19 protein-coding genes and 2 pseudogenes are annotated in these 19730 nt (G+C 69.8%); 8 read left to right on the top strand and 13 right to left on the bottom strand.

Annotated elements, in window-relative coordinates; translation table 11 throughout:
- Nucleotides 1-45: 45 nt before the first annotated feature.
- Genes ACFT7S_RS21970 through efeO form a run of 4 tightly spaced genes read right to left on the bottom strand, consistent with a single transcriptional unit; the run spans nucleotide 46 to nucleotide 4402 of the window.
- Nucleotides 46-1029 (bottom strand): hypothetical protein, encoded by a 984-nt coding sequence (locus ACFT7S_RS21970; protein ID WP_382734539.1) that lies wholly within the window; start codon nucleotides 1027-1029, stop codon nucleotides 46-48.
- On the bottom strand, nucleotides 917-1885 hold the full coding sequence (gene efeU, locus ACFT7S_RS21965) for an iron uptake transporter permease EfeU (RefSeq protein ID WP_382734443.1): 969 nt from the start codon (nucleotides 1883-1885) through the stop codon (nucleotides 917-919). Before efeU ends, ACFT7S_RS21970 begins: the two co-directional genes overlap by 113 nt.
- A 52-nt stretch (nucleotides 1886-1937) precedes the next feature.
- On the bottom strand, nucleotides 1938-3242 hold the full coding sequence (gene efeB, locus ACFT7S_RS21960; protein WP_382734441.1) for an iron uptake transporter deferrochelatase/peroxidase subunit: 1305 nt from the start codon (nucleotides 3240-3242) through the stop codon (nucleotides 1938-1940).
- Between the two features lie 23 nt (nucleotides 3243-3265).
- Nucleotides 3266-4402, bottom strand: a complete 1137-nt coding sequence (gene efeO, locus ACFT7S_RS21955) for an iron uptake system protein EfeO (protein WP_382734439.1) — start codon at nucleotides 4400-4402, stop codon at nucleotides 3266-3268.
- A 283-nt stretch (nucleotides 4403-4685) separates the two neighbouring features.
- Here efeO and ACFT7S_RS21950 point away from each other — a divergent pair, with 283 nt between their 5' ends.
- Both ACFT7S_RS21950 and ACFT7S_RS21945 read left to right on the top strand, forming a co-directional pair.
- Nucleotides 4686-4868 (top strand): hypothetical protein, encoded by a 183-nt coding sequence (locus tag ACFT7S_RS21950; protein ID WP_382734437.1) that lies wholly within the window; start codon nucleotides 4686-4688, stop codon nucleotides 4866-4868.
- Nucleotides 4869-4876: 8 nt separating this feature from the next.
- Nucleotides 4877-5560 (top strand): PhzF family phenazine biosynthesis protein, encoded by a 684-nt coding sequence (locus ACFT7S_RS21945; protein WP_382734538.1) that lies wholly within the window; start codon nucleotides 4877-4879, stop codon nucleotides 5558-5560.
- Between the two features lie 15 nt (nucleotides 5561-5575).
- Here ACFT7S_RS21945 and ACFT7S_RS21940 read toward each other — a convergent pair whose 3' ends face one another.
- Both ACFT7S_RS21940 and map read right to left on the bottom strand, forming a co-directional pair.
- Complete coding sequence (locus ACFT7S_RS21940; protein WP_382734435.1) at nucleotides 5576-6241, bottom strand: heme oxygenase (biliverdin-producing); 666 nt, start codon at nucleotides 6239-6241, stop codon at nucleotides 5576-5578.
- Nucleotides 6242-6437: 196 nt separating this feature from the next.
- The gene (gene map / locus ACFT7S_RS21935; RefSeq protein ID WP_382734433.1) at nucleotides 6438-7295 is read right to left on the bottom strand and encodes a type I methionyl aminopeptidase; all 858 of its coding nucleotides are present in this window, start codon (nucleotides 7293-7295) and stop codon (nucleotides 6438-6440) included.
- A 58-nt stretch (nucleotides 7296-7353) separates the two neighbouring features.
- Between map and ACFT7S_RS21930 the strand changes: the two genes are divergently transcribed.
- A complete protein-coding gene (locus ACFT7S_RS21930; RefSeq protein ID WP_382734431.1) occupies nucleotides 7354-7587 on the top strand; it encodes a hypothetical protein in 234 nt (77 codons plus the stop codon).
- A gap of 29 nt (nucleotides 7588-7616) precedes the next feature.
- Here the strand turns inward: ACFT7S_RS21930 and ACFT7S_RS21925 are convergent, their stop codons facing one another.
- The gene (locus ACFT7S_RS21925; protein ID WP_382734429.1) at nucleotides 7617-8915 is read right to left on the bottom strand and encodes an MFS transporter; all 1299 of its coding nucleotides are present in this window, start codon (nucleotides 8913-8915) and stop codon (nucleotides 7617-7619) included.
- A gap of 300 nt (nucleotides 8916-9215) precedes the next feature.
- Entirely contained in the window at nucleotides 9216-9818 is a 603-nt protein-coding gene (locus ACFT7S_RS21920; protein ID WP_382734427.1) for a hypothetical protein, read from the bottom strand.
- 139 nt (nucleotides 9819-9957) lie between these two features.
- On the opposite strand from ACFT7S_RS21920, the gene npdG reads away from it, so the two are divergent.
- Together npdG and ACFT7S_RS21910 are read left to right on the top strand one after the other, a co-directional pair.
- Nucleotides 9958-10668: an NADPH-dependent F420 reductase gene (gene npdG, locus ACFT7S_RS21915; RefSeq protein ID WP_382734425.1), complete on the top strand. Its 711-nt coding sequence runs from the start codon at nucleotides 9958-9960 to the stop codon at nucleotides 10666-10668.
- 111 nt (nucleotides 10669-10779) lie between these two features.
- A complete protein-coding gene (locus tag ACFT7S_RS21910; RefSeq protein ID WP_382734423.1) occupies nucleotides 10780-10974 on the top strand; it encodes a hypothetical protein in 195 nt (64 codons plus the stop codon).
- On the opposite strand, the gene ACFT7S_RS21905 is transcribed toward ACFT7S_RS21910, so the two are convergent.
- Nucleotides 10971-11768 carry a site-2 protease family protein gene (locus ACFT7S_RS21905; protein ID WP_382734421.1) on the bottom strand — a complete coding sequence of 266 codons (798 nt, stop codon included), beginning with the start codon at nucleotides 11766-11768 and terminating at the stop codon, nucleotides 10971-10973. The genes ACFT7S_RS21910 and ACFT7S_RS21905 overlap by 4 nt on opposite strands.
- Before the next feature lie 156 nt (nucleotides 11769-11924).
- Here ACFT7S_RS21905 and ACFT7S_RS21900 point away from each other — a divergent pair.
- Nucleotides 11925-12475: pseudogene (locus ACFT7S_RS21900) on the top strand (BTAD domain-containing putative transcriptional regulator); the annotation flags it as partial.
- A gap of 3 nt (nucleotides 12476-12478) precedes the next feature.
- Here ACFT7S_RS21900 and ACFT7S_RS21895 read toward each other — a convergent pair.
- A complete protein-coding gene (locus ACFT7S_RS21895) occupies nucleotides 12479-14107 on the bottom strand; it encodes an IS200/IS605 family accessory protein TnpB-related protein (RefSeq protein ID WP_382734419.1) in 1629 nt (542 codons plus the stop codon).
- A gap of 105 nt (nucleotides 14108-14212) precedes the next feature.
- Here ACFT7S_RS21895 and ACFT7S_RS21890 point away from each other — a divergent pair.
- Nucleotides 14213-15235: pseudogene (locus ACFT7S_RS21890) on the top strand (AfsR/SARP family transcriptional regulator); the annotation flags it as partial.
- A 26-nt stretch (nucleotides 15236-15261) separates the two neighbouring features.
- On the opposite strand, the gene ACFT7S_RS21885 reads toward ACFT7S_RS21890, so the two are convergent.
- From ACFT7S_RS21885 to panB, 3 genes are all read right to left on the bottom strand, one after another.
- On the bottom strand, nucleotides 15262-16110 hold the full coding sequence (locus ACFT7S_RS21885) for an ABC transporter permease (RefSeq protein ID WP_382734417.1): 849 nt from the start codon (nucleotides 16108-16110) through the stop codon (nucleotides 15262-15264).
- A complete protein-coding gene (locus tag ACFT7S_RS21880; RefSeq protein ID WP_382734415.1) occupies nucleotides 16107-17129 on the bottom strand; it encodes an ATP-binding cassette domain-containing protein in 1023 nt (340 codons plus the stop codon). The genes ACFT7S_RS21885 and ACFT7S_RS21880 overlap by 4 nt, the downstream gene beginning before the upstream one ends.
- 112 nt (nucleotides 17130-17241) lie before the next feature.
- A complete protein-coding gene (gene panB, locus ACFT7S_RS21875; RefSeq protein WP_382734413.1) occupies nucleotides 17242-18126 on the bottom strand; it encodes a 3-methyl-2-oxobutanoate hydroxymethyltransferase in 885 nt (294 codons plus the stop codon).
- A gap of 384 nt (nucleotides 18127-18510) precedes the next feature.
- Here panB and ACFT7S_RS21870 point away from each other — a divergent pair, with 384 nt between their 5' ends.
- Nucleotides 18511-19533, top strand: a complete 1023-nt coding sequence (locus ACFT7S_RS21870) for an endonuclease/exonuclease/phosphatase family protein (RefSeq protein WP_382734411.1) — start codon at nucleotides 18511-18513, stop codon at nucleotides 19531-19533.
- Nucleotides 19534-19730 lie beyond the last annotated feature (197 nt).

The following is a 19730-nucleotide window of genomic DNA, read 5'->3' as shown; positions in this document are numbered from 1 at the left end:
CATTGCCTTAAGGGCATGGGGGACCCCCTCGACGGGCTTGAACTGCTACGAGCCCTGCGCGGCCGTCAGGCCCGGCAGGCGGTTCAGTACGCGTACCTTGCCTTCCGCGTCCGTGGCGCCCCCCTCGGGGACGTACACGAGCTGGCTGGAGACCCGCTCCTTGGTGAGGGAGCTCTTCACCTCGCCCGTCAGCAGCGCCTCCACGTCCGAGTTGAGCGCCGGCTTCAGGCCCTGAGCCGCCGTCTGCCGCTCGAAGTGCTTGCTGCTGAAGAAGACCAGCGCCCCGCCGTCCTCCGTCGTGAGACCGAGCGGCGCGAACGTCCCCGTGTCCAGGGGCTGGTCGATGTACTGGTACGAGAAACCGGCCACGCGCGTGTTCTTGCGCGTGTCCCGCCAGGCCGACGTGGCCGCCCCCGGAGCGAACACATCCGGCTCGCCGTCCTTGAGATACCCGGTGTACGAGGCGCTCAAGTCCGCAGGATCCACGGTCAGTTCGCCGGACTTGGGAGCCACCGGCTCCGCCCAGCCGTCGCCGTCCACCCGGAATCCGGGAAGCTGGGCGGGGGTGACGACCGCCAGATAGGCGGCCTTCCACAGCGCGTCGGGACCGGTCCGTACGAAGACCAGCAGCCAGCGGGTGTCCAGCTTCCCGGCGTCCTGGTCACGGTTGGAGTCGGTGTCCGCGACGAACCAGCGCGGCCAGCCGGCCTTCTTCGGGATGGTGAACGACGCATCGGTCAGCTCCAGCGGCTGGTGGGCCGTGTTGCCTTCCGGACTGTTCTTCTGCCGCGCCTTGAGGCCCGCCTGGTTGATCGCGCCGAGCGAACCGGTCACCCGGTCCGCGTCGAGCGCAGGATCGTACGCCTTGTCCGCCTTGTTGTAGGCGGTCGTGAAGTCCTCCAGGGCCTGTGCGGCCTCAGACTTCGTCGCTCCCGGCACGACTTCCAGCTCGCCGTGTACCGTCACGCAGCCGCTCGCCGTCACGCTCAGCACTGTCGCCGTCGCGAGCCCCGCCGCCAGTCGCCCCAGCCTTCTCATCCGTTGCTTTCTGCGCCTTCTGATCCGTCGCCCGCACTGACCGTCCGAACCCTACCGGGGCGAGGAACAGCGCGAGCGTGGGGATCAGATACAGCGCCCACACCGTGACCTGAAGAACGGTCGGGTCGGGCTGGAAATTGAACACGCCCTTCAGCAGCGTGCCGTACCAACTGTCCGGCGGAATCGTGGCGCTGACGTCGAACGCCTTGTTCTGCAGACCGGCCAGGAACTCCGCCTCCTGGAGGTCGTGAACGCCGTACGCCAGCACGCCCGCCGCCACGACGACCAGCATCCCGCCCGTCCAGGTGAAGAACTTCGCGAGGTTGATCCGCAGCGCCCCGCGGTAGAACAGCCAGCCCAGTGCGACGGCGGTGGCGATACCCAGCAGCACCCCGATCAGAGGCGACGAGGAACCCTCCCCGCTCGCCCGCACCGACGCCCACACGAACAGCGCGGTCTCCAGACCCTCACGGCCCACCGCCAGGAAGGCCGTGGCCACGAGCGCCCCGGTGCCCATCGCGAGCGCCGCGTCGAGCTTTCCGTGCAGCTCCGCCTTGAGGTGCCGCGCGGTGCGCCGCATCCAGAAGACCATCCACGTCACCAGGCCGACCGCGATGATCGACAGCGAACCGCCCAGCGCCTCCTGAGCCTTGAACGTCATCTCCTGCGAGCCGAACTCCAGCGCGGCACCGAAGGCCAGCGAGATCGCGCAGGCGATCCCGATGCCCGTCCACACCGGGCGCAGCGCGTCACGGCGTTCCGTCTTGACCAGATAGGCGACAAGGATGCAGACGACGAGGCTGGCCTCGAGCCCCTCGCGCAGGCCGATCAGATAGTTGCCGAACATGCCGGTCCTTCCGCAGTACAGATCGAGAGAGCGCGGATCAAGAGAGCGCGCTTCATGAGAACAGGGCCCGGCCCCACCAGTCGTCCTTGTCGCGGACGCCCGGCGGGACGGCGAACACGGCCGAACCCACGTGCTGGATGTACTCGTTGAGCGCGTCGTGCGCCGCCAGGCTGCGCTGCACCGGAATGAAGCCCTTGCGGACATCGCGCTGGTACGCCAGGAAGAACAGGCCCGCGTCGAGCCGGCCGAGACCGTCCGTACCGTCGGTGAAGGAGTAGCCCCGGCGCAGGATCGTCGCCCCGTCGTTGGTGTCCGGGTGTGCGAGACGCACATGCGCGCTCGGCAGCATCGCCTTCAGGAACGGCTCGTCGCGCTCCTTCGACTTCCCGACCGGGGCGCCCTCGCCCTTGTCCCGGCCGAAGATGTCCTCCTGCTCCTGGAGCCCGGTCCGGTCCCAGGTCTCGATGTGCATCCGGATACGCCGGGCGACGAGGTACGAACCACCCGTCATCCAGTCGGAGTTGTCGCTCCCGTCGACCCATACGTGCTTCTTCAGGGCCGCCGCGTCGGTACCGGAGATGTTCCGGGTGCCGTCCTTGAAGCCCATCATGTTGCGCGGGGTCTGGGCGTCGGGCGTGGTCGACGAGGTCTTGCCGAAGCCCAGCTGCGACCAGCGGATCGCCGTACGCCCCATGCCGATCCTGGCGAGGTTACGGATGGCGTGCACCGCGACCTGCGGGTCGTCCGCGCATGCCTGGATGCACAGATCGCCGCCGCTGCGGCTCGCGTCGAGGTTGTCACCGGGGAACTTCGGCAGCTCGACGAGCGCCTCGGGACGCTGGTCCTCCAGCCCGAACCGGCCCTTCGCGAAGAGGGCGGGGCCGAAACCGATGGTGAGGGTCAGACGGGAGGGCTTGAGGCCCAGCGCCTCGCCGGTGTCGTCCGGCGGAGCCTCGGGGAGACCCCCGTACGCCCCGTCGCCCACCGGGCGTCCGGCCGTCATCCGCTCGGCGGCCCGCGTCCACTCCTGGAGCAGGGCGACCAGTTCGGCCCGGTCCTTCGTCGTCACGTCGAAGGCGGCGAAGTGCAGCCGGTCCTGTACGGCGGTGGCGATCCCGGCCTGGTGCGCACCGTGGAACGGCACCGCGGCGCCGCTCAGCCCGACGGGTGCCGTGCCCCCGTCGGAGCGCACGGCAGCGACCGCGCCGCTCGCCGCCACGGCGCCGAGCGCCAGCCCGGAACCGCCCCAGCCGAGCAGGGAGCGGCGCGACGGGCCGTTGCGCTCCTCCGGGGAGGGCGAGTCCGTCGCTTCGGGTGCGTTTGTCGCTTCGGATGACTTCTGTGCGTCGTCGGACATGAGCGGCAGCCTCCTCGTCCGTATTACTTCGTTACCGCGGCGGCGAGCCGGGACAGCGGCTCGGCGAGCGCGTTGACCGCGTCCGAGAGCTCCTTGCGGTCCGCCTTGCCGACCTTGTCGTACGAGGTGAACTCGTAGGAGTTCTTGTCCTGGCGGTACTTGTCCAGCAGCGTGTCGAGCGCGGCGAACTGCTTGTCCAGGGAGGCGGTCAGCGCGGCGTCGTTCTTCGACGCGATCGGCTTCAGCAGCGCGTACGACTTCTCCGCACCCTCGACGTTCGCCTTGAAGTCGACGAGGTCGGTGTGGCTGTAGCGCTCCTCCTCACCGGTGACCTTGCCGGTGGCGACCTCGTCGAGGAGTTCCTTGGCGCCGTTGGCCATCGAGGTCGGGGTGATCTCCGCCTTGCCGACCCGGTTCTGCCAGTCGACGAGGTCCTTGTAGAGGACGGGGGCGAGGGCCTTCTCCTCGGCGCCCAGCTTCTTGTCCTCCCACAGTGCCTTCTCCAGGCGGTGCCAGCCGGTCCACTTCTGACCCTCTTCCAGGCCGTCCGCGCGGACGTCGACCTTCGGGTCGATATCGCCGAAGGACTCGGCGACCGGCTCCGTGCGCTCCCAGCCGATACGGGAGTCGGCGTAGGCCTTCTTCGCGGCCTCGATGTCACCTGCGGCGACGGCGTCGGTGAAGACCTTCACCTTGGGCAGCGTCTCGTCGGCCTGCGCCTGCACATAGGTGCGGTACTCGGCGACGGCCTTGTCCATCTCGGGGCTGCGCTTGGCCGCCGAGCCACCGGTGACCTCGATCTTCTGCCGGATGCCGTGCCCCTTCATGCCGGGCTTGCAGGCGATCTCGTACGAACCGGCCTTGACCTCGGCGGTGATCTTCGCCTTGGTGCCGGGGCCGATGTTCTCGCGCTCGGTGACGATGCGGTCGTCCGGGAAGAGGACGTAGACCTCGGTGACCTTCGATCCCTTGTTCTCGACGGCCAGTTCGACATGGCCGGCGGGGATCTTCGTCTTCGAGACCTCGCAGGAGTCGTCCTTGGCGACGACCTGGACCGCGCCGTCGCCCTTGCCGTCGCTCTTCTCGGCGCAGCCGGTGACGGCGGTCAGGGCGGCCACGGTCGCGGCAGCGGTGACGACGGAGAAACGAACGGCTCGCATGCGGGCTCCACAGAAGAGGTTGAAGAGATACGGGGAACAGTCGGGCAAAGCCGGGTGAGGCGGACCTAACTTAACCGAGCCTTACCTGACCGGTACCCCCTCGTGCGGTGATTCACCTCTCACCTCCGAGGCAGGAGAACGGCCTGGTCACAGTCGACCCATCAGCGACCCAGAGTCCGGTCAAGCAATGGTCAAGAGGTCCTTGTCGATACGACGAGAGGCACCCCGGCCCGCGGGTGCTGGAAGACGTCCCCCGGCGGGCGGCTCCTCCACGGGCGGCTCCATGACCGGCGGTTCGACCACCGGGGGTACGACGACCGGTGGCACCGGCGGCACGGTCGGCGGCTCGGGTGCCCTGGCCTCCACCGGCTCCGACGTCCCGGCCGGTGCGCTGTTCGCCGGTGCCGGTGTCGTCGTGGCCGCCGGTGCGGGCCTGTTGCGTCGAGGGAGTCCGTACGGTGCTTGAATGCGCACGTGAACGACTTCGGCGTACCCGACGGCATCGACGTACTGCGTGTGTTCTGCGGCCCGGACGGCCGGCACGGGAACGCGCTCGGGGTCGTACGCGAAGGCGCGGCGTACCCCGACGAGGCGTCCCGGCAGGCGCTGGCGCGCACACTCGGCTTCAGCGAGACCGTGTTCGTCGACGATCCGGAGCGGGGGCGCGTCGACATCTATACCCCGGGGCTGCGGCTGCCGTTCGCCGGGCATCCGCTCGTCGGCGCGGCCTGGCTGCTCGATCTGGAGATTCTGGAGCTGCCGGTGGGAGACGTGTTCGCCCGCCAGGACGGCGAGTTCACCTGGATCACCGCCCGTCCCGAATGGGCACCGCCGAGGACGCTGGAGCGCTACGCGTCGGCCGCCGAGGTCGAGGCGCTGACGGGACCGCCGCCCGGCGAGGGGTGGCTCTACGTATGGGCCTGGGAGGACGAGGCCGCGGGCCGGGTCAGGGCCCGCGCCTTCCCCCGGCGGGACGACAGCATCGTGGAGGACGAGGCGACCGGCGCGGCGGCGCTGCTGCTCAGCGCGGCGCTCGGCCGCGCCCTGAACATCAGACAAGGACGCGGCTCCCAGATCCTTACAGCGCCCGCGCCGGACGGCACGGTGGAGGTAGGGGGCCGCGTCCTTCTGGTGAATCCGAGTCCGGCCGGCGTGTGAGGCCGGCCGTGTGCGTTACGCGCTGAGCGGGAAGACCTCGCCCAGCTCCCGGAAGACGGCGGTGTTCAGCGCGAACGCGCGCTTGCACTCGTCGATGATGCGCTGCTTCTCCAGATCGTCCGCGTTCACCGCGTCCAGCAGCTCGCGGTAACCCCGCTTGAACGCGGCCGGGTTGGCGATCTCCTCGAAGACGTAGAACCGCACCCCGTCACCCTTGCGCGCGAACCCCCAGGTCTTCTCCGCCTTGTCGCGGATGATCTGGCCGCCCGAGAGGTCCCCGAGGTAGCGCGTGTAGTGGTGCGCGATGTATCCGGCGGGCCACGTGCGGGCGCACTCGGCGACCCGCTCCGCGTACGCGGCTGTGGTGGGCAGCGGCTGCAGGCCCTCGCGCCAGCCGGGCCCGCGCAGATGCGCCAGGTCGCGCTCCAGCTCGGTGCTGCGCATCAGCTCGGACTGTATGAAGGGCCCGGCGACCGGGTCGTTCCGCAGGGTCTTCGCGCCGTCCTCCAGCGCCCGGTACACGAACCACAGCTGCTCGGTGTAGCGCGTGTACGCGTCCACCCCCAGGCGTCCGCCGAGCAGATCGCCCATGAACGTCGAGGTCTCCGCCTCGGTGTGCTGCTCGTGCGACGCAGTGCGGATGAGCGTGGAGAAGGGGGTGGCGGTGCCGGGTGCGTCCAAGGCGGGCCTCCGAAGACCAGGGGACGGGAAGTCCAGAAAAGGAAGTCCAGAAAGAGACGGACATATCGGAAGCGTCGCGGCCGGGGGCAGCGGCGCCTGCCATACGCCGATCTTCCTACTTAGGCTTACCTAAGTCAACTCGTTCCCGACTGTCTGTCGGTAAAAACGATACGCCCGGACGCACCGGCGCGGAGGGTTACGGAAGAGTAAGAATCTCCGCCCCCGTCTCCGTCACCACCAGCGTGTGCTCGAACTGTGCGGTCCGCCTGCCGTCCTTCGTCACCACGGTCCAGCCGTCGTCCCACATGTCGTGCTCATGGGTGCCGAGCGTCAGCATCGGCTCGATCGTGAACGTCATCCCGGGCTGCATCACCGTGGTGGCATGCGGGCTGTCGTAATGGGGAACGATGAGACCGGAGTGGAACGAGGAATTGATGCCGTGCCCGGTGAAGTCCCGCACCACCCCGTAACCGAAGCGCTTCGCGTACGACTCGATGACCCGGCCGATCACATTGATCTGGCGCCCCGGGCGGACCGCCTTGATGGCCCGGCTCAGCGACTCCCGGGTGCGCTCGACGAGCAGACGTGACTCCTCGTCGACGTCGCCGCAGAGGTACGTGGCGTTGTTGTCGCCGTGCACGCCGTTGATGTACGCCGTGACGTCGAGGTTCACGATGTCGCCGTCCCGCAGCACGGTGGAGTCCGGGATGCCGTGACAGATGACCTCGTTGAGCGAGGAGCAGAGCGACTTCGGGAAACCGCGGTAACCGAGCGTCGACGGGTACGCGCCGTGATCGACCATGAAGTCGTGGGCGACCCGGTCGAGCTCGTCGGTGGTGACACCCGGAGCGATGTGCTTCGCGGCCTCCTCCATCGCCTGTGCGGCGATACGGCCCGCGATCCGCATCCGTTCGACGGTCTCGGCGTCCTGGATCTCGGGGCCGGTGTAGGGCGCCGGAGCCGGTTTGCCCACATACTCGGGGCGCCGGATGTTTCCGGGGACGGAACGAATGGGAGTGATCTCCCCTGGTACGAGCAGCGACTGGCCAGACATGCCAGCGAGTCTAACCAGCGGGCTCGGGGCAGCATGATCGTAAGGAAAGGAAGCGACGATGGCCCTGTTCAAGAAGCGCACCGTCGGCAAGCCGGGCGAGTGGTACTACTGCCTGGAGCACAAGAAGGTCGAGGAAGGCCCCGAGTGCCCGGCGAAGGACCGTTTCGGTCCCTACGCGACGCCGGAGGAGGCCCGCCACGCCATGGACACCGCTCAGGAGCGGAACCTGGAGTGGGAGACCGACCCGAAGTGGCACGACAAGTCGGCCCCCGAAGAGCCTTCCAGCGACTGACGGGACCGCACCACCCTCCGGCCCCCTCCTCAGACGCCGGAGGGGTTCGCGTGCTGCGCCCGCCGCAACGCCGCGTCCTCGTCCGTCTCGGAGTCGTACGACAGAAGCTTCGGCAACGCCGCCGCCAGCAGAGCAACCGATGCCACGCACGCCACACCACCGCTCCAGATCGCCGGCCGCGTCCCCGTCCAGCCCGCCATCGCACCGGCCCTGACCTGCCCCAGCTGCGGGCCGACGCTGTACGACAGCACCTCGATGCCCGCGAGCCGGCCCCGCAGCTCCTCCGGAATGGTCTGGTTCCAGATCGTTGACCGGCCCAGACCGCTCAGCATGTCGCCCGCGCCCGCCACCGCCAGGCACACCAGCACCAGCCACACCTCGCCGAACCAGCCTGCCGCCGCGATCGCCAGACCCCAGACGGCCGCGCCGAACACCACGAACAGCCCGTGCCGCCGCACCCGCGAGGTCCAGCCGCTGGTCAGACCCAGCACCAGGGAGCCGACCGACCCCGCCGCGTACATCAGGCCGAGCGACCACTCCGCGTCCAGTTCGTCCGCCAGGAACGGGAAGATCGCGTTCGGGAAGGCGAAGAGCATCGCCGCCAGATCGATCGCGTACGTCCCCAGGAGGACCGGCCTGCTCCACGCGTACCGCGCGCCCTCCGCGATCCCGCGCAGCGACGGCTTCGGCGCGTCATGGGCGGGAGGCGCGGGGGCGAGCCGCAGACAGAGCAGGACGGAGACGGCGAAGGTGAGCACCGTGACCGCGTACGCCGTGGCGTGCCCGGCATAGGCCACCACCAGCCCCGCCAGCGCCGGACCGGCGATCGCGCCGATCTGCCAGCGCAGGGAGTTCAGCGCCGCCGCTGCGGTCTGCTGGTCGTGCGGCACGATCCGGGCGAGCAGCGAGTCCAGCGCGGGCCGCTGGAGCCCTGCCAGTGCGGCGACCCCGGCGGCGACCACATACAGCGGCCAGAGCGCCGGCTCGGGCATCAGCGCGTTCACCAGCAGGATCACGGCGAGCAGCCCGAGCCCCGCCTCCGTGCCCAAGATGACCTTGCGGCGGTCCGCCGCATCGGCCAGCGCCCCGCCGTACAGCCCGAACACGATCAGCGGCACCAGCTCCACGGCGCCCATCGCGCCGACCGCCAGGGGTGATCCGGTGAGGTGCTTGATCTGCAGCGGCAGCGCGATCAGGGCCATGAAGCTGCCGAAGTACGTGATAAGCCCCTGGCTCCACAACAGCCTGAAGTCGGCCGAGGAACGCCAGGGCGAAAGATCGGGAAGAAGCGCGGAGAGCTTGGCTGTCAGGAAGGTCGGGGACGTCACGAGGGGCCATGGTCCGGCGACCCGTGTGCCCTCTGCAACCGGATTTAGACCGACCGGCAAATGGGGGGCGGCGTCGCGGGGCTGGGCACGCACTCCCCCAAGCTCTCAACTTCGTTCGAGCAGGGGAGACCCCATCGAGCAGGGGGACCCCCTCCTGTGTTGTCGTCAATCACCATGTTCCCCGAGCTCTCGGCTCCGCTCGAGCAGGCGAGGCCCCATTCGCCATGCCTCAATCCGCCGCCTTGCAGCTGCACGCACCCAGCCCCGCTCCTTCTTCCACCCCCCATGTGCCGGTCGGTCTCACCAGCGGGCGGGCGGCGGCGCCGTCAGCTGGTCGGCCAGCCGGGAGAGCAGGTCGCGAAACGAGCGGCGGCCGCGCGGCGCGGGCCTGCTGTTCTCCCCGGCCGCCGCGCTCACCAGATGCTGCACGGTATCGAGGTCCACATCGTCCTCGCCGGTGACCGAGAGCGCCTCATGGGCCAGCCCCCGCACCTCCGGGTCACCGCCGTCCAGCGCCAGTACGGTTGCCCCGGCCCGCCGCGCGTCGTGCACCCGCTCCAACAGCCCGCCGTCCGGCCGCTCCGGGGCCACCACGAGCAGCGTCTCGCCCCGCCGCGCCGCCTCGATCCGGCCCAGACCGACGGCCAGATGCACCGGGTCACCCGCCTCCACCCGGTGCCGCACCAGGGTCGGCCGCAGCTCCGGCAGCCCGGACCAGGTGGACTCGTCGACCAGATGCGCGGCCAGATGCCACGGCTCGTACACCTCGGTCCCCACGAGCAGCAGCCCGCCGCCGTGCGGGACCACGGACGAGCGGAGCGTCCCGGCGAAACGTCGGGTCGCCGCGGGCCACTCGGTCCCGGCGAGCACTTCACGCAGCAGCGCGACACGTACGGCATCCATGGTCCGGCATGATGCCCCAAGGCCCGCCGTAGCGCCCGGCGTTGGCGACGGACCCACCCGAACGGGAGCCACCGGCGAGCCCGCCGTTCCGGCCGGCGCCGCCGCGTTCCACGCCCTGCCTGGCAGTAGTGTCGGGGCCATGACTACCCATGACAGCGGCAGCGCGCCCAAGCCCCCCGCCAAGGACCCCTGGGACCTTCCCGACGTCTCCGGACTGACCGTCGGCGTGCTCGGCGGGACCGGCCCGCAGGGCCGCGGCCTCGCCTACCGCCTCGCCCGCGCAGGCCAGAAGGTGATCATCGGCTCCCGGGACGCCGGACGGGCCGGCACGGCCGCCGCCGAACTCGGCCTCGGCGTCGAAGGCGCCGACAACGCGGACTGCGCACGGCGCAGCGACATCGTGATCGTCGCCGTGCCGTGGGACGGCCACGCCAAGACCCTGGAGTCCCTGCGCGAGGAGCTCACCGGGAAGCTCGTCATCGACTGCGTCAACCCGCTCGGCTTCGACAAGAAGGGCGCCTACGCCCTCAAGCCCGAGGAGGGCAGCGCCGCCGAGCAGGCCGCCGCCCTGCTGCCGGACTCCCGGGTCACCGCGGCCTTCCACCACCTCTCGGCGGTGCTGCTCCAGGACGCGACGATCGAGGAGATCGACACGGATGTGATGGTCCTGGGCGAGGCCCGCGCCGACACCGACCTCGTGCAGGCACTCGCAGGCCGCATCCCCGGCATGCGCGGCATCTTCGCGGGCCGGCTGCGCAACGCGCACCAGGTCGAGTCGCTGGTCGCCAACCTGATCTCGGTCAACCGTCGCTACAAGGCCCACGCGGGGCTGCGCACCACCGACGTATGACGGGGCTCCGGGGCCGGCCGCCGCCGGGCGGCCCCGGACCGGACACCGAGCGGAATCGGGCATGAGGGACACTGGACGGGATCGCGCACCATCCCCGGACAGGAGCCCCCCATGCCCCGCCTCGCCCTCTACGCCCTCGTCGTCTGCGTACTCGCCGTCGCCGCAGCGGTGGTCTCCTTCGTCCAGGGCACCTGGCTCGGGATCATCTGGGTGCTGTTGGCCGGGCTCTCCTCCAACATGGCGTGGTTCTACCTGCGCCAGTACCGCGCGACGGCCGCGGCCCGGGACGCCGGCCAGAGGCCCTAACTGTTCACTGAGCAGATCGGGTTCTGCTCCTGCCAGAACCGGTAGGACTCCTGCCCGCAGTACGACTCGATCTCGCTGACCCAGAGCCCGTTCAGGAGCCCGTCGACCGCCTCGAAGAACGCGATGTTCACCTCGGGAATCCACAGGATGCCGAAGACCGCGATCAGCCCGAACGGCGCGAACGGCTCGACCTGGCGGCGGATCTTGTACGAGAGCCAGGGCTCGATCACCCCGTAGCCGTCAAGACCCGGGATCGGCACGAAGTTCAGGATCGCGGCCGTGACCTGGAGCAGCGCCAGGAACGCCAGCGCGTTCCGGAAGGCGGTCGGCACCCCGTCCAGGGCGTCCAGCCAGAACGGCGCCGTACAGACGACCGCGAACAGCATGTTGGTCAGCGGCCCGGCCGCGGAGATCAGACTGTGCCGCCAGCGGCCGGAGATCCGGCCCCGCTCGATGAAGACCGCACCACCCGGCAGCCCGATCCCACCCATGATCACGAAGAGCACGGGCAGCACGATGCTCAGCAGGGCGTGCGTGTACTTCAGGGGGTTGAGCGTCAGATAGCCCTTCGCCCCGATGGAGATGTCCCCGCTGTGCAGCGCGGTACGGGCGTGGGCGTACTCGTGCAGACAGAGCGAGACGATCCAGGCCGCCGTGACGAACAGGAAGACCGCGAAGCCGGTCTGTCCGGCGAAGTCCGTCCACACCGCCCAGCCCGAGACCGCCATGACGGCGACGATCGCGAGGAAGATCGGGCTGATCCTCCGGTCGCTGCGAGTGGCTGCGGTGGTCATCGGTTGAACTCCTGGTGGCTGGACGGAATGCGGCGAGCCCCGACAGTACGGCGCGATACGCCGAGAACGTCTCGCGCAGGGACGTTGGTTCCGCGAAGGCGGTAGGGAGGCGGCCGGTGCGCGGCGCCTCCGGAAGGACACGTGGACGCGTACATCATGGGTGCGGTGTGGCGACGGGCTGTGTTCACGGACAATGGGCGGGTGCGCTACTGCATCCTCGGAACCACCCGGGCCCTTCGCCCCGACGGCACGGCCGTCGCCCTCGGCGGGGCGCGGCTGCGTACCCTGCTGACCGTTCTGGCCCTGCGCCCGGGCCGTACGGTCGGGGCCGCCGTGCTCGTCGACGAGTGTGGGACGGCGATCCGCCCGCGGACGCGGTGGGCGCCCTGCAGGCACTCGTGGCACGGCTCCGGCGGGTGCTGGGACGGGCGGCGGTCGAGTCCGTCGAGGGCGGCTACCGGCTCGCCGCCGAAGCGGACGACGTGGACCTGCACCGCTTCGAGCGGCTGGCGGGGAAGGGAACGCGGGCGCTGGCCGAGGGTGACGCGGAGAAGGCCGTCGCCGCTCTCGACGACGCGCTCGCCCTGTGGCGTGAGCCCGTACTCCCCGATCTGCCCGACCGTGCCGCGGCCGCGGCCGGACTGGAGGCGTGTCGGCTGGACGCCCGCCGCACCCGGCTCACCGCGGTCCACCCGATCGACGAACCGTTCCTAACCAGTGTGCATAAGTGAGTCTTGGACCCAGTTATGTGTACTGGGCGCATCCCGCACGGTTTTGGATGCGCTCGGTCCCCGCGTTCTCTTCCCGTTCGGTGGCACGTCTCCTGGGGCGTGGTCCGTTGCGGGTGGGCGGTTTCCGTCACGCCCTCGGGATACACGACTGGCCTGGACGGTCCGATGCCCCGCACGATCGCTCTGGTCGTGTGGGGGCGGTGCCGTCCGTCGCCGAATCGAGTGTCCGAGGGCGCGTCGTCCGATCGCGATACCGGCGGCATCGTGACGGGACATCTTTCGGTGCGGGGTGACCAGTGGCTTCTGCCAGTGCTGGCCCCCCCACTTGGAGGTGTAGGCCGGGTCGACCGCGACGATCGCGAGGCCCTGTTCGGCGGCCATGGAGACCAGCCGGGCCTTGAGCTTGCCGGTCGGGATGCCGGAGATGAGTTGCCGGAACCGTTTCCTGCGGCCGTGCTTCTCCCGGGTCTTCTCCGGGGTGAAGTCGAGGTCTTCGATGCCGATCGCGGCAACACCTGTCCGCTTGGTCCAGTTGATCAGGCGGGTGATCGCGTGGCGGATCTGTGCGTCGCGGTGATGGGCGGTGCCGGAGAGATCGTAAGGGAAGCGGTGCGGGTTGCCGATGGGGTTGCCGTGCTGGTCGAGGTGGTAGGCGGCGAAGTGGTCGGCGTTGGTGTCGACGCCGATCATGCCCCGGGCTTGGGCGGTGGTGAGCGGGATGGTCTGGACGACGGGGCGTTGCCAGGACGCGGTGAGGTACCAGCGTCCACGGTTCGTGTCGAGGTGGATGCGGTAGGCGACGGCCCGGTTCGCGGTGATGCGGTCGGCCCACTCCACACCCCGGTGCGCAAAGCCGATACGGGTGGTGAGGATGTAGCGGCCATGCTTGGCGTTGGCCAGGTGCGCGAGCGGCGCGGGCAGCTTGAGCGACACTTCTCCGGTGTCCGTGACGCGGATCGTCTCGTTCCCGAACCGTTTCCCCGACTCACCATCGGCAGCGATGAACCAGCGCTCCGCCTTCCATCGCTCCCGCCACTGCTCCTCGGTGAGCTGGGCTCGGGTGAGGTGGTGTCGGGTGTTGAGGAGACGTTTACCGCCCCGTACCACCCGGACACGCCCGGCCTGCCGGTCGGTGACAGCGGCGTTGTGCCGGTGTTCCAGCATCGCGAGGCGACGCGACTTGCGAAACCACTCGCTCTTCGACCGGTAGCCGCCCGCAGCCCGCTTCGTTCCGTGTTCCCCGATCGGGAGGGACAGGCGGTGGCGCAGCGTCTTGATCCCGGCTTCCAGCTGCTGGATATGCGCTGTTTGGCAACGGCGGGCGAGCGCCCACTGATCATGTGCGGCCTTGGTGATCGCACCCGCGATCCGCGACGACGACACCCCGGTCAGGGCTCGCTTACGCGAAGCCCAGGTTTCCGCACTGTGCTGCAGACCATCCGCACAACGAGCCTTCAGATCGCGGGAAGCAAGCGCACCCTGGTGCGCGCCGACCGCACGCAGCACCTCCTCGTCCTGCGGCGTGAGGTGCTTGAGACGGTCCCGGATCGCCACCCCGGCAGCTCCGGGCACCACGAAGGAAGCCCCCACCTTCCGCAACCCGCCCACCACATCACCCCCTCCCGATTCCGAGCACCTGCCACCCGGCCCAACGAGCCGAAGCCGCCAAGGTCACCCATACGGCCCCAGAACTCCCGTTCCCACCCCCGCGACTATCAGGTGGGGCAGCCGCAGACCTGCCGGACACCGGGCTCCCTCTGGATGTACGCGATCCTGCTCACCGGCGAGACCGGTCAGCTGCGTGAGCTGGTGGAGGAAACGGTGCGTGCCTGCCGGGAGTTCGGCTACGAATGGGAGCTGGCGTCCGCGCTCCAGATGCGGGCCAACGTGCTGGCCAACCACCCCGAGTGGGCGGGCGCGGCACGGGCGGACGCCGACGAGAGCCTGGAGATCTTCGTCCGGCTCGGCGATACCTGGGGCGCCGCGGAATCGCTCTCCTCACGAGGCGAGGCCAACGAGCGCAGCGGCGAGTTCACCCGCGCTGCCGAGGACTACCGGGCCGCCATCGGCTACGCCGAACAGCTCGGCGCCCGCGCCCAGGTGACGGTGCTGCGGGCGCGGTACGCGGGCGCTCTCACCGAGACCGGCCACGGCGAGGAGGCGGAGCGCATCCTGCGGGACATCCTCGACGGCGGGCCGCAGCCGGGGTACGACGCGATGCCCGTGGCGCGCATGCAGCTGGGACTCTGGCTGGGGCGGACCGGCCGCCTCGCCGAGGCGCGGGAGCAACTCGACCTGCTGCGCGGGGAGTTCCGCTCGGAGACGGTCGCGATGTTCGACGGGTTCGTGAGCGGGGGGCTCGCCTGGCTGGACAACCTCGAAGGTGACCACGCCACGGCTCTGGGCCGGGCGCTGCACGCGGTGGAGCGGTCCCGGGACCGACTGTCAATGATGGTGGCGCCGCACATGACCTCTGTGCACCTGATCTCGGTCGCCTGGGCGATGGGCGGACTGGGCGGCCGGGCGGCGGGCGTGGACGCGGCGCGGGTGCTGGGGCTGCGGACGGCCCTGTTGCCGCAGGGGCACCTGCTGACGTCGTTGGAGCGTCAGAACCTGGCCCGGGCGCAGGAGACGGCCCGTGCGGCGATCGGGGACGCGGCCTTCGCCGTGGCCTATGCCGAGGGCGGCGGCCTCACCCTGGAGGAGGCCACCGCCCTGGCCGACGCATATCGGTAGACGCTGCGAGGTACGGGCCGCGCCCGTCAGGTCTTCTTGCGGAACTTGCTGACCGCGAGCGGCGCCGTCACGACCGTGATGGCGAGGGTCCAGGCGAGCGTGACCCACACCGAGTGGGCGACGGGCCCGCCCATCATCAGCCCGCGCACGGCGTCCGCCAGATTGGACAGCGGGTTGTAGTCGGTGAACGTCTGGAGCCAGCCGGGCATCGTCTGCGTCGGGGCGAAGATCGAGGAGCCGAACTGCAGGGGCATCAGCACCAGGAACCCCGTCCCCTGAACCGCCTGGGCCGTCTTCATGGCCAGCCCGAGCAGGATGAAGATCCACATGATGGCGGCGGAGAACACCGCCGACAGCGCGACCGCCGCGAGGAGGCCGAGCACCGAGGTCCCCAGCTCCATACCGAGGGCGAAGCCCATGCACAGCAGGATGACGGTGGCGACCATCATCCTGCCCAGCTCGACCACGATCTTCGCGATGAGGACCGAGGAGCGGGCGATCGGCATCGTACGGAACCGGTCCATGACGCCCTTGCGGAAGTCGTCGTTGACTCCCGTGCCGACTGCCGAGGCGATGTTCATCCCCATCATCGCCATCAGGCCGGGGACCAGGTAGTTGAGGTACTCCTGCCGGCCGCCGCCCATGCTCCCGCCGACGGACCCGCCGAAGACGTACACGAAGAGCAGTGTGAAGACGATCGGCATCAGGAGCACATCGAACATCGACTCCGGATCCTTCTTGATCTGGAGCAGATTGCGCCGCGCCAGGGCACTGATGTGCCGCAGATTGCCGCGCAGCCCGATCCGCCCCTCGTCGGTCACGGCCTTCACCGGCGCGGATCCGGTGGGGGTGGGCGTCAGAGTCGCTGTGCTCATGCCGCGACCTCCTCGGGAATCGTGTCGGTCGCGTGCGAGCTCTTCTCGCCCGTGATGGCCAGGAACACCTCGTCCAGGCTGGGCAGTGCGGTGGCGACATGGGCGAGCGAGAAGCCCCGGGTGCCGAGCAGTCCGATGACAGCGGTCAGCTGCGCGTCGCTCAGGATCGGCACGTACAACAGGCCCTCGTCGGGGACGGCCTGCGCGCCCGCGATCCCGTCGAGACCGGCCTCCCGGACCGCCTGCGCCATCGCGGCGAGCTCCGCCGGGTCCGAGGGCCGGATCTGCAGGGTGCGGCCGCCGACCTTCGCCTTGAGCTCGTCGACACCGCCGCTGGCGATGATCTTTCCCTTGTCGATGACGGTCAGCTCGTTGGCGAGCTGCTCGGCCTCTTCCATGTACTGGGTGGTGAGCAGGACGGTCGCTCCCTCGGCGACCATGCGCTGCACCTCGTCCCAGACCTCGTTACGGGTACGGGGGTCGAGCCCCGTGGTCGGCTCGTCGAGATAGAGGACGGACGGGCTGCCGATCATGGAGGCGGCCAGGTCGAGCCTGCGCCGCATACCGCCGGAGTAGTCCATCGCGGGGCGCTTGGCCGCCTCGGTGAGCGAGAACCGCTCCAGCAGCTCGTCGGCGCGGGCGCGGGCGGTCTTGCGGGGCAGGTCGAGCAGCCGCCCGATCATGTAGAGGTTCTCCCAGCCGGAGAGCTTCTCGTCGACCGAGGCGTACTGGCCGGTCAGGCCGATGGTGCGGCGCAGCTGCCGGGGCTGCTTCACCACGTCGAAGCCGGCGACGACGGCGTGTCCGGCATCCGGCAGGACCAGGGTGGAGAGGCAGCGTACGAGCGTGGTCTTGCCCGCTCCGTTGGGGCCGAGCACACCGAGGACGGTGCCCTCGCGTACATCGAGGTCCACGCCGTCCAGTGCTTTGGTCTCGCCGTAGTGCTTGACCAGCCCCCGTACCTCGACGGCGTTTCCGCCGCGCCTGGGGTTCTTGTCGATTCGCGTCATGGGCCCCATGGGACCATCTGCCACTGACAGCGCACCGATATTTTTCCGACAGCGGGCCGACAGCCCGCCGGAGGGGGAAGCCGGCGGGCTGTCGGTGGTGCGGGATGTGGTTCGGTGCGGATCAGTGGAACGTGTGCTCCGGCTGCGGGAACGTCCCGCCGACGACCTCGTCCGCGAACTCCTTCGCGGCGTCGCCGAGGACCTTGCGCAGATCCGCGTACTGCTTGGTGAAGCGCGGCACCTTGCCGCCAGTCAGCCCGACCATGTCCGTGTAGACGAGCACCTGGGCGTTCGTGCCGGGCCCGGCGCCGATGCCGACGGTCGGGATGTGCAGGGTGCGGGTGACCTCGGCGGCCAGTTCGGCCGGTACGAGTTCCAGGACGACGGCGAACGCCCCGGCGTCCTGCACGGCCTTGGCGTCGCGCAGCAGCTGCTGCGCGGACTCCTCGCCGCGGCCCTGTACCCGGTAGCCCATCGCGTTGACGGACTGCGGGGTCAGGCCGATGTGGCCCATGACCGGGATGCCGGACTCGACCAGGAGACGGATCTGCTCGTGGGAGCGTTCGCCGCCTTCCAGCTTGACTGCGCCGACGCCGGCCTCCTTGATCAGCCGGGTGGCGTTGCGCAGGGCCTGGACGGGCCCTTCCTGGTACGAGCCGAACGGCAGGTCCGCGACGACGAGGGCACGCTTGGTGCCCCGGACGACGGCGGCGGAGAGGATGGCGATCTCGTCCATCGTGACGGGCACGGTGGTCTCGTAGCCGAGGTGACAGTTGCCCATGGAGTCGCCGACGAGCATGACCGGGATGCCGGCCTCGTCGAAGACGGACGCGGTCATCGCGTCGTACGCGGTGAGCATGGGCCACTTCTCGCCGCGCTCGGTGGCGGCGGCGATGTCGTGGACGGTGATGCGGCGGGTGGACTTTCCTCCGTACAGCGCCTTGCTGCTGTCGGAGGGCCCCGCGGGGGGGGTGGCGGACTGGTGGTGCGCAGCCTGAAGCGACATTGCCAACGGCTCCTTCGTCATCTCGAGGCGCCCTGACGGCGTCCCCGGATCGCTTCCATGGTGGCATCCCGTGCCGGTCCGCGTGAAGTGGCCCCGCGCAGGACCTTCCCCGGCACGTTCTCCCAGGACCGCGCCGGCCGCACCATCAACGTCCTGTGCCAGTGCCTGGCCCGCGTAACCGCAGGTCACAGGACGCGCCGAAGGAGCGGGCGAGTGTGCCCGTTCTGTCACAAGGCCCCCAGGTCGTGCCCTGAGCGGAACCCACGCCGCCGCTCTGGTCGTCCTGTGAGGGGTACGGCCGTCGTCGACGGCAGGAAAGCGCCGCTCATCGCCTAGGGTCGTGAGGCGCGGCGATGTGTAGGGCAAGGCAGTGAGGACAGCGCGATGGTGCAGGCGTACGGAGCGGATACCGGCAACGGCAGCGTGGAGCCGCCCCACACCGGAACCCGCTTCCGGGGCCTGCGCGAGAGATGGACGGCGGACCGCGGAATCTGGCGGCGCGGAATCCTTCTCGCGGCCTGTTCGGTCTTCATCACTCTCCTGATGATCTTCCACGCGCAGATCCCGAACACCATCGGCAACCTGGGCAGCCTCACCGAGACGTTCCTGCCGTGGCTCGCGGTGTTCATCCCGCTGCTGCTGGTCCTGGGGTTCGTACGGCGCTCCGCGACCGCACTGGTTGCGCTGCTGCTGCCGGTCGTGGTCTGGCTCAACGTCTTCGGCGGTCTCCTCACCGACAAGTCCGGCGCGGGCGGCGACCTCACTGTCGCCACCCACAACGTCAACGCCGACAACCCGGACCCCGCGGGCACCGCAGAGCAGGTGGCGGGCTCCGGCGCGGACGTGGTGGCCCTCCAGGAACTGCCGGGCGGTCAGGTGCCGACGTACGAGAAGTCGCTCGCCGCCCGCTACCCGTACCACTCGGTGCAGGGCACCGTCGGACTGTGGAGCAAGTACCCGATCAGCGACACCCGTCCTGTGGACATCAAGATGGGCTGGACCCGGGCGATGCGCACCACGGTCGCCGCGCCGGAGGGGAAGATCGCGGTGTACGTGGCCCACCTGCCGTCGGTACGGGTGAAGGTGAAGGCCGGCTTCACGGCCAACCAGCGGGACAACAGCGCCGACGCCCTCGGCGAGGCCATCGCGGGCGAACCGCTCGGCCGGGTCTTCCTGCTCGGCGACCTCAACGGCACGATGAACGACCGCTCGCTGAACGCGGTCACCTCCCAGATGCGCTCCACGCAGGGCGCGGCGGGCGACGGCTTCGGTTTCAGCTGGCCGGCCTCGTTCCCGATGGCGCGCATCGACCAGATCATGGTGAAGGGCGTCGAGCCCCTGTCGTCGTGGACGCTCCCGGCGACGGACAGCGACCATCTTCCGATCGCCGCCCGCGTCGAACTCTGACGCAACGGCCCGTTCACCTCCGGGCATAAAACGTCTGCGACACTTTGTTCCGGGAACATACTTAACCCGTGCCCGCAATGAAGCCGGTACGGCCTCCCGCACGCTTCCACCACATGCCGGGCCTCATGGGCCGGGCCGCGCCCTGCTGCCCTCACCCTCCGCCGCCCTGCCCCGCCCTGCCCCGAAAGGTTCATCAC

Origin of the sequence: Streptomyces sp. NPDC057136 (genome assembly GCF_042670885.1) — a bacterium.
Lineage (GTDB): Bacteria > Actinomycetota > Actinomycetes > Streptomycetales > Streptomycetaceae > Streptomyces.
This window is presented reverse-complemented; position numbering and strand designations above follow the sequence as displayed.